The organism is Halomonas sp. BM-2019 (assembly GCF_017584085.1).
The window spans coordinates 3,109,547-3,117,620 of the sequence record NZ_CP071922.1 but is presented as its reverse complement, the minus strand read 5'-3'; the positions used below and the strand labels follow the sequence as shown (position 1 = coordinate 3,117,620).

General features: G+C 67.4%; 7 protein-coding genes and 1 riboswitch. All 7 genes read right to left on the bottom strand.

The window, feature by feature from the left end; genetic code table 11:
* Window positions 1-2,286 (bottom strand): 5-oxoprolinase/urea amidolyase family protein (locus J5F18_RS15545; protein WP_346299470.1); only part of this gene is annotated, 2,286 nt, incomplete at its 3' end.
* Window positions 2,287-2,373: 87 nt separating this feature from the next.
* Entirely contained in the window at window positions 2,374-3,012 is a 639-nt protein-coding gene (locus J5F18_RS15540) for an urea amidolyase associated protein UAAP2 (RefSeq protein ID WP_346299469.1), read from the bottom strand.
* Window positions 3,013-3,027: 15 nt separating this feature from the next.
* A complete protein-coding gene (locus J5F18_RS15535; protein WP_346299468.1) occupies window positions 3,028-3,765 on the bottom strand; it encodes an urea amidolyase associated protein UAAP1 in 738 nt (245 codons plus the stop codon).
* Complete coding sequence (locus tag J5F18_RS15530) at window positions 3,762-4,556, bottom strand: ABC transporter ATP-binding protein (protein WP_346299467.1); 795 nt, start codon at window positions 4,554-4,556, stop codon at window positions 3,762-3,764. Before J5F18_RS15530 ends, J5F18_RS15535 begins: the two co-directional genes overlap by 4 nt.
* The gene (locus tag J5F18_RS15525) at window positions 4,553-5,380 is read right to left on the bottom strand and encodes an ABC transporter permease subunit (protein WP_346299466.1); all 828 of its coding nucleotides are present in this window, start codon (window positions 5,378-5,380) and stop codon (window positions 4,553-4,555) included. The genes J5F18_RS15530 and J5F18_RS15525 overlap by 4 nt, the downstream gene beginning before the upstream one ends.
* Before the next feature lie 78 nt (window positions 5,381-5,458).
* A complete protein-coding gene (locus J5F18_RS15520; RefSeq protein WP_346299465.1) occupies window positions 5,459-6,547 on the bottom strand; it encodes a putative urea ABC transporter substrate-binding protein in 1,089 nt (362 codons plus the stop codon).
* Window positions 6,548-6,607: 60 nt separating this feature from the next.
* A riboswitch (guanidine-I (ykkC/yxkD leader) is annotated at window positions 6,608-6,760 on the bottom strand.
* Between the two features lie 232 nt (window positions 6,761-6,992).
* The gene (gene epmB / locus J5F18_RS15515) at window positions 6,993-8,027 is read right to left on the bottom strand and encodes an EF-P beta-lysylation protein EpmB (RefSeq protein ID WP_346299464.1); all 1,035 of its coding nucleotides are present in this window, start codon (window positions 8,025-8,027) and stop codon (window positions 6,993-6,995) included.
* Between the last annotated feature and the right edge of the window lie 47 nt (window positions 8,028-8,074).

The window sequence follows — 8,074 nt, the reverse complement described above, 5'->3', positions numbered from 1 at the left end:
GCGCGCCTCGAGCTCGCGTGCGGTGGCCAGGCTCACCGGGACGAAGCGGACCCTGTCGCCTGCGGCCAGCTGGCCGAGTTTCCAGCGCTCGGCGCGCACCACCGTGGCCGGGCAGACGAAGCCGCCCAGCGACGGGCCGTCCGGGCCCAGGATCACCGGCATATCGCCGGTGAAGTCGATGGTGCCGAAGGCGTAGGCGTTGTCGTGGATATTGGACGGATGCAGCCCCGCCTCGCCGCCGTCGGCCCGGGCCCACTCGGGACGCGGGCCGATCAGCCGGACCCCGGTGCGGCTGGAGTTATAGTGGACCTCCCAGTCGTGAGCGAAGAAGGCGTCGATATCGCCCTCGGTGAAGAAGTCCGGGGCACCATGCGGTCCGTAGAGCACGGCGATCTGCCAGGTCTGGCCCTCTTCGCCGATGGCCGGTATCAGGCGATCATCGAGCCGACGGGGCTCGATGGCGACTTGCTCGGGCAGGTCAAGCATATCGCCGCTGCGCAGCGCGCGGCCCCCGTGGCCACCGAACTGGCCCAAAGTGAAGGTGCTGCGCGACCCCAGGTAGACCGGGCAATCGATGCCGCCGCGTACCAGCAGATAGGCGCGGGCGCCGGCGCTGGCCTTGCCGAGCTTCAAGGTGGCCCCGGCGGGGATATCGAGAACCTGCCAGAAGGCCACCGACTCACCGTCGAGGCTGGCGGGCAGCGTCGCGCCGGCGAGTACCACCTGGGTGGCGCGGTGGAAGCGCAGCGTGGGGCCGGTGAGGGTGATCTCCAGGCCGGCGGCCTCGTCGGGGTTGTCGAGCAGGCGGTTGCCGAGTCGGAATGACCAGTCGTCGAACGGCCCCGAGGGCGGAACGCCCACGTCCCAATGGCCCTGGCGACCCGGATGGTCCTGAAGAGTGGTCATGGTGCCCGGGGTCAGCACCTCGATCACCGGCGGCGCCCAGTCGAGATCGGCCAGCCAGCGGGTGTGGATCTCGGCACGCTGGAAGCGTGGATCACGCAGCACCTGGGAGAGCCAGCGGCGGTTGGTGGCGATGCCGTAGACGCTCGCGGCATCCAGCGCCTCGGCGAGCTGCGCGCTGGCCGTCGCCCGGTCCTCGGCGTGGACGATGACCTTGGCCAGCATCGGGTCGAACAGCGCCGAGACCTCGAGGCCGGCCTCGATGGCGGCATCGACGCGCAGGCCGCTGCGGCTCGGGAAGTCAACCTCGGTGAGCAGGCCCGCGCTGGGGCGGAAATCGTGCAGCGGGTCCTCGGCGTAGAGCCGCGCCTGAACGGCGTGCCCGCGGGGTGCCAGGTCACCGGTCAGCGCCGGCAGGTCGGGGAGTTCCCCGGCGCCGAGACGCACCATCCATTCGACGATATCCACGCCCCAGACCTCCTCGGTGACACCGTGCTCCACCTGCAGCCGGGTGTTGACCTCGAGGAAGTAGAACCTCTGGCGCTGGGCGTCGTAGATAAACTCCACGGTGCCGGCGCTGCGATAGGCCACCGCCTCGCCGAGCCGAATCGCCGTGGCGTGCAGTTCGCGGCGCACACTGTCGGGCAGGTCGGGGGCGGGGCACTCCTCGATCACCTTCTGATGACGGCGCTGTGTCGAGCAGTCGCGCTCGCCAAGCGCCACCACCCGGCCCTGGCCGTCGCCGAACAGCTGTACCTCGAGATGACGGGCGCGGGGGATATAGGCCTCGACGAAGACACCGGCATCGCCGAAGTTGCGCTCGCCGAGCCCGCGCACTGAGTCGAAGGCGCGCGACAGCTCGGCGCCGTCCTGGCAGACCTGCATGCCGATCCCGCCGCCGCCGGCGGTGGACTTGAGCATTACCGGATAGCCGATGCGTTCGGCCTCGGCGAGGGCCGCCTCGGTGCTGTCGAGCAGCCCGGAACCGGGCACCAGCGGCACCTCGGCCCGCTCGGCGAGCAGGCGGGCCTCATGCTTGAGGCCGAAGCCGCGGATCTGCTCGGCGGTGGGGCCGAGGAACACCAAACCGGCGGCCTCGCAGGCTTCAATGAAGCGGGTATTCTCGGACAGGAAGCCGTAGCCGGGGTGCACCGCCTGGGCGCCGCTGTCGCGGGCGATGGCGATCAGCTTGTCGATATCCAGGTAGGTATCGGCGGCCGCGCCGTCTCCCAGCGAGTAGGCCTCATCGGCCTGGTAGACGTAGGGCGCGTCGCGATCGGCGTCGGCGTAGACCACCACCGAGCCGACGCCGAGCTGCTCGAGAGTACGCAGGATGCGCGCGGCGATAGCGCCGCGATTGGCAATCAGAACCTTGCTAAACATATTGCCTTGTCCATGAGCGGTGCGGGTCGTCCCGCGTCCGAGAAAGTCGCCGCCGGGGTCGTCCCCGGGGTCACCGTCAGCAGGCAACTAGTCCCACACCAGCAGCTCGACGGGCGTCGGGTTATAGCCGTTGCAGGGGTTATTGAGCTGGGGGCAGTTGGAGAGCAGCACGATCACGTCCATCTCGGCGACCATCTCCACGTACTTGCCCGGGGCCGAGATGCCGTCCTCGAAGGTCAGCCCGCCCTCGGCGGTCACCGGCACGTTCATGAAGAAGTTGATGTTGTGGGTGATGTCGCGCTTGGTCAGGCCGTAGTCCGGGTGGTTGGCGATGGCCTGCATCCAGTTGTCGCGACAGGAGTGCATGTGCCGCTTCTCGAGGTCGTAGCGCACGGTATTGCTCTCGCTGGCGCAGGCGCCACCCAGGGTGTCGTGACGGCCACAGGTATCGGCGGTGATGGTCAGCATCGGCCGGCCTTCGCTGGAGAGCAGGGTCGAGCCGGCGGTGAGATAGATGGCGCCCTGCTCGCGCAGCGTGTCCATGGCGCTGTAGCGCTCGCTGGTGTCGTGAGCGTTGTAGAACAGGGTGTCGGCGGCCTGGTTGCCCTCCAGGTCGAGGATGCGCAGGGTCTGGCCGGCCTTCAGGGTGCCGATGTAATGATCGCCGGCGTCCACCGTAATGCGGTTCACGGCGTTGTCGGGGCGCAGGGTGCTTTCGATGATCATGCGGTGCATCCTCCCTCAGAGGCCGAGGTGGTAGAGGCGGTTGTTCTCGAAGCCGCGGGCGTTCTCGGGCCGCGAGAGATAGCAGGGGTCGTGCTCGTCTGGCGGCGGGGTGACCCCCAGGCGGATATCCACGCCGCGACGCGGGTACTCGGGGCTGGGGTCCAGCGGATGGGGGCAGGTGTGGAGCAGCACCAGGGTGTCCATCTCCAGGCGCAGCGTCACGCTGTCGCCGGCCTGGCAGTGGTCCGGAACATAGCGCAGCCGGCCGTTGGCGTCGCTCTCTACCCGCGAGAAGAGGTTGAGGTTGGCGGCGAGATCCCGGCGGCCCAGCCCGTACTTGGCCAGCTCCACCAGGAAGGCGTCCTGGCCGGTGCGGGTCCAGTCGTTGTGGGCCTGCTGGTAGCTCACCGGCTGCCAGCCCTTGGCGATCAGGTGGTGGCGCATCAGGTTGCCGCCGACGCTGTCGTGCCAGCCGAGATCGTCATGGATGATCGAGGCGAAGATGCGCCCCATGTCGGAGTAGAGGCAGTGGCCCCGGGTCAGCTTGAAGGTGTGCTGGCACTTCAGGGTGTCGGGCAGGTTAAGGCGCTCGAGCAGGTTTTCGGGGTTGTAGCAGAGCAGGCCGACATTGCTGTTTGCCGCACTGGCGGAAAGCGTCAGGGTGGTGCCACGACGCAGCCGCAGCGACCAGTGGTGACCGCCGGGCAAGTGGGTGGTGTAGAGCGCGTCGCCGTGCTCAGCAATGCGTGTCATAGCAGCGTCTCCTGGGTCAGGGTCTTGATGCCCCGCTCGGCGAAGCGGGCCGACAGATCCGCCGGTGGCTGGCGCTCGCCGATCGGCAGGTCATAGGTGATGGTGGCGCCGAACGCCTCGGGGGCCTGTGGGTCGTGGCGCAGCTTGTCGAACACCCACAGCCGGGTGCCCAGCGCGAAGGCCTCTTTCAAATCGTGGGTAATCATGAAGATGGTCAGCTGCTGCTCCTGCCACAGGGTCAGGATCAGCTCATGCATATCCTGGCGAATGCCCGGGTCCAGGGCGCCGAAGGGCTCATCGAGCAGCAGGATGCGCGGGCGCATCATCAACGCCTGGGCGATGGCCAGTCGCTGCTGCATGCCGCCGGAGAGCTCGTGGGGGTATTTCTTCAAGGCGTTGGTGAGGCCGACTTCCTCGATGCGCGCCATCGCCTTGTCCCGGGCTTGGCGGCGAGCGGCACCCACGCTCTTGCCCAGCCAGCGCGACTGGCCGAATTCCTCGGCGATCATCACGTTGCCGAGCACGGTCAGATGGGGAAACACCGAGTACTTCTGGAACACCACGCCGCGGTCCGGTCCCGGCTCATCGGGAATCGGCCGGTCATCGAGGGTGAGCGAGCCGCGCGAGATGCGCTCGGTGCCCAGCAGCATCTTGAGGAAGGTGGTCTTGCCACAGCCTGAGGCCCCTACCAGGGTGACGAATTCGCCGGCCTGGACGCGGAAGTCGAGGCGCTCGAGCACGACATGCTCGCCGTAGTGCTTCTCCAGGCGCTTGGCTTCGAGCAGGCTCATGAGTTGTCTCCCTCTTCGGCGTGGTACCAGGGGAAGGCCCGCCGCGAGGCCCGCGCCAGCATCTGGTCGAGCAGAAAGGCCAGCAGGGTAATCCAGGCCACATAGGGCAGGATCACATCCATCGATAGGTAGCGACGCACCAGAAATATGCGGTAGCCGAGCCCCTCCTGGGCGGCGATGGCCTCGGCGGCGATCAGGAACAGCCAGGCCGTGCCCAGTGCCAGCCGGGTGGCGTTGAGCAGTCTCGGCGTCAGCTGCGGCAGAAGTACCCGGATCAAGATCTGCCAGGAGTTGCCGCCCAGGGTCTGGGCCTTGATCAACTGCTCATCGGGCAGACGCAGGGCGTGGCCCTGGAGGTCGCGAATGAGGAAGGGCGTCACGCCGATCACGATCAGCGCGATCTTGGCGGCCTCTCCGGTGCCGAAGGCAATGAACAGGATCGGCAGGATGGCCATCGGCGGAATCAGCGAGATGACCGTCACCAGCGGCGAGAACTTGGCGCGGAGCAGCGGCAGACCGCCGTTGATGAGCCCCACGCTGAGGCCGATCAGCGCACTGATGGCGACGCCGATCAGTAGCCGCTCGAGGCTGGCGAAGGTGTCCGCCCAGAGGACGATCTGGCCGGTACGCGGATTCTCTTCGGTGGCCATGGTGTAGAAGGTATTGGCCATGGTCGCCGGGGCCGGCAGCAGCCGATCATTGGGGTTCTCGGCGAGCCGCGCATTGGAAAGGCTCAGGTAGACCATGGCCACCACCAGGAACGGCAGCAGGCCCAGCAGCCAGCGTCCGCCGCGGGATGGTGCGAGATTGATCAGGCGTTTCATGAAGGCTCCACGTCAGGGTGAGGGGGCAAGCCCGTCGCCACCCCCATCGGGGCGACGACGGTGCGCCTGACGGCTGGCTTATTCTTGTGCGTCGATATAGGCCTGGGTGAAGCTCGGGTCGAAACGCAGCTTTATGTTGCCTTCGTCGCCGAACACACCCTGTGGGGTCTCGATGCCCACCACGCCAGGGCTGGGCGCCATGTCGCCAAGCAGGCCGTGATCGAAGCTGAATTCCGCTACCCGCTGCATGGTCTCGAGCAGCTCCTCGCTCTCGATCAGCGCGAGGGCCTCGGCCGGATCGGTATAGAGATAGGTGGCGTCGAGCTGGGCGCGATAGCCCGCAAGATCGGTGCCGGCGGCTTCGGCCATCTGTGAGAGCGCCGCTTCGTCTTCTTCGGCCATCAGCGCCATGGTCTCGTACCAGGCGCCCACCAGGGCGTGGCCGAATTCGGGGTAGTCGGCCAGGGTCTGGGTATTGACCACCATCAGGTCGAGGATCTCGCCGGGAATCTCACTCGAATCGAAGGCCAGGGTGCTGCCCTCGAGGTCGGTCACGGTGGAGAGCTGCGGGTTCCAGGTCACCACCGCGTCGATGCTGTCGCGGCTGGCGAAGAGCCCGGCGATATCGGCGTCGCCGGTATTCACGGTGGACACATCGCGCTCGGTCATGCCGACGCTGTCGAGGGCGCGGGCCAGCAGGTAGTGGGAGACGCTGAACTGCACCAGATTGACGTCACGCCCGGCGATATCTTCGAGGCTGTCGGCGTTCTTCAGTACCACACCGTCGTTGCCGTCGGAATAGTCACCGACGATCAGCGCGGTAGAGTCGACGCCGCTGGCGGCAGGAATAGTCAGGGCGTCCATGTTGGTCATGGCGCAGCCGTCGACGTTGCCCGAGGTGAACTGGTTGATCGACTCGACGTAGTCGTTGACCTGGATGACATCGATCTCGATGCCGTACTCCTTCGCCCAGCGGTCGATGATGCCGGCTTCTTCGGCATAGCCCCAGGGCATCCAGCCGGCATAGATCGACCAGCAGACGCTGAACTGATCGCGCTCTTGAGCTTGAAGTGGTGCGGCGGCCAGTGCCGATACCAGCAGCGTGGTCGAGATGGCGGCAGCAAGGGGGAGACGCTTGGGTGAAAGGGGGGGGTGTGGCTGGGTCATGGAGGCCTCCAATGGGCTCGAGTAAAAGTCGGGGGCATCGGCGCAGCCTGCTGCACCTTATCCTCCCGGGCTTTTCTCCCGCCGTGTAACCTTGCATCCGCAAGAGTCGTCCCTGACGAGCGCTCTCCCTGCTGATGCCGGGTCGACGGCTCTCGGACCAGTCATCGCATCGGGGTAGTCGATGATGCGATCGGAACCCTAGCCGTCCATTGGAAACTGAATTGTCTGGCAGCCAATGACGCGCTGCCGATACCCCGTATCACTCTACCCAACGCAAGATGGATGCCCGGTGCGGCATGAATGTCGAACAAACAACAGCTTGAATGCGTCTAATGACCGGCTCTGTCAGAGAGGTCGCGGTGTCATCGTGTGATGATGGTGCAGAAGCCGATCCGCGTGCATCGGTATGGTGCATTGTGTGGCGAGTGGTCGTGATGCAGGCCCGTTACAGCGGCGTCTTGCTGCCTTCGCCGGGGATCTCCCGGACCAGCCTCGGCACCAGGAAGCCCGGTAGCCTCTCCCTCAGGCCCGCGACCAGCTCGCGGGCCGCCTCGTCCGGGACGTCGAAGTGGGCGGCGCCGGCCACCGGGTCGAGCACATGGAGGTAGTAGGGCAGCACGCCGGCCGCGAAGAGCCGCTCGGAGAGCGCGGCCAGGGCGTCGGCCGAGTCGTTGACCCCGCGCAGCAGCACGCTCTGGTTAAGCAGCGTCGCCCCGGCTGCCTTGAGCCGTTCACAGGCCGCGATCACGGCGTCGTCGATCTCGTTGGCGTGGTTGATATGCAGCACGATCACCTTCTGCAGGCGGGTGGCGCCGAGCCAGTCGAGCAGGGCGGCGTCGATGCGCTCGGGAATTACCACCGGCAGACGGGTGTGAATCCGCAGCCGCCTGAGGTGGGGGATGGCCTCCAGGCGGGCCACCAGCCAGGCGAGCCGGCGGTCGCTGGCGGCCAGGGGGTCGCCGCCGGAGAGGATCGCTTCAACGATGGTGGGGTCGCCGCGCAGGTGCTCCAGCGTCGCCTCCCACTGGGCGCGGGAGGGCGAGTTGTCGCCGTAGGGGAAGTGGCGGCGGAAGCAGTAGCGGCAGTTGACCGCGCAGGTGGGGCTCGCGATCAAGAGCACCCGCCCGGCGTACTTGTGGATCAACCCCCTGGCCGGCGTGTGGTCGGCCTCCTCGAGGGGGTCGGCCACATAGCCCGGCGCCGGCCGGGTCTCCTCGCCCAGCGGCAGCACCTGGCGCAGCAGGGGGTCGGCCGGGTCGCCCGGACGCATGCGGGCCAGGAAGGCCTCGGGCACGCGCACCTCGAAGAGTCCATGGCCCGCCTCGGCGCCGGGCCGCCAGGCCTCATCCAGCCCCAGGCGCCGGCACAGCTCGGCGGGGTCGCGGATGGCGCCGGCCAGCTGCGCCTGCCAGGCGGGCGGCGGCGCCAGCGGCTCGGCTTCGTCGTGACGCTGCAAAAGGGCGGGGCTTCGGGTTATCATGCGGCACACCAGTCAATGCGGGCGGGGTCGGCCGTAACGGCCTGACC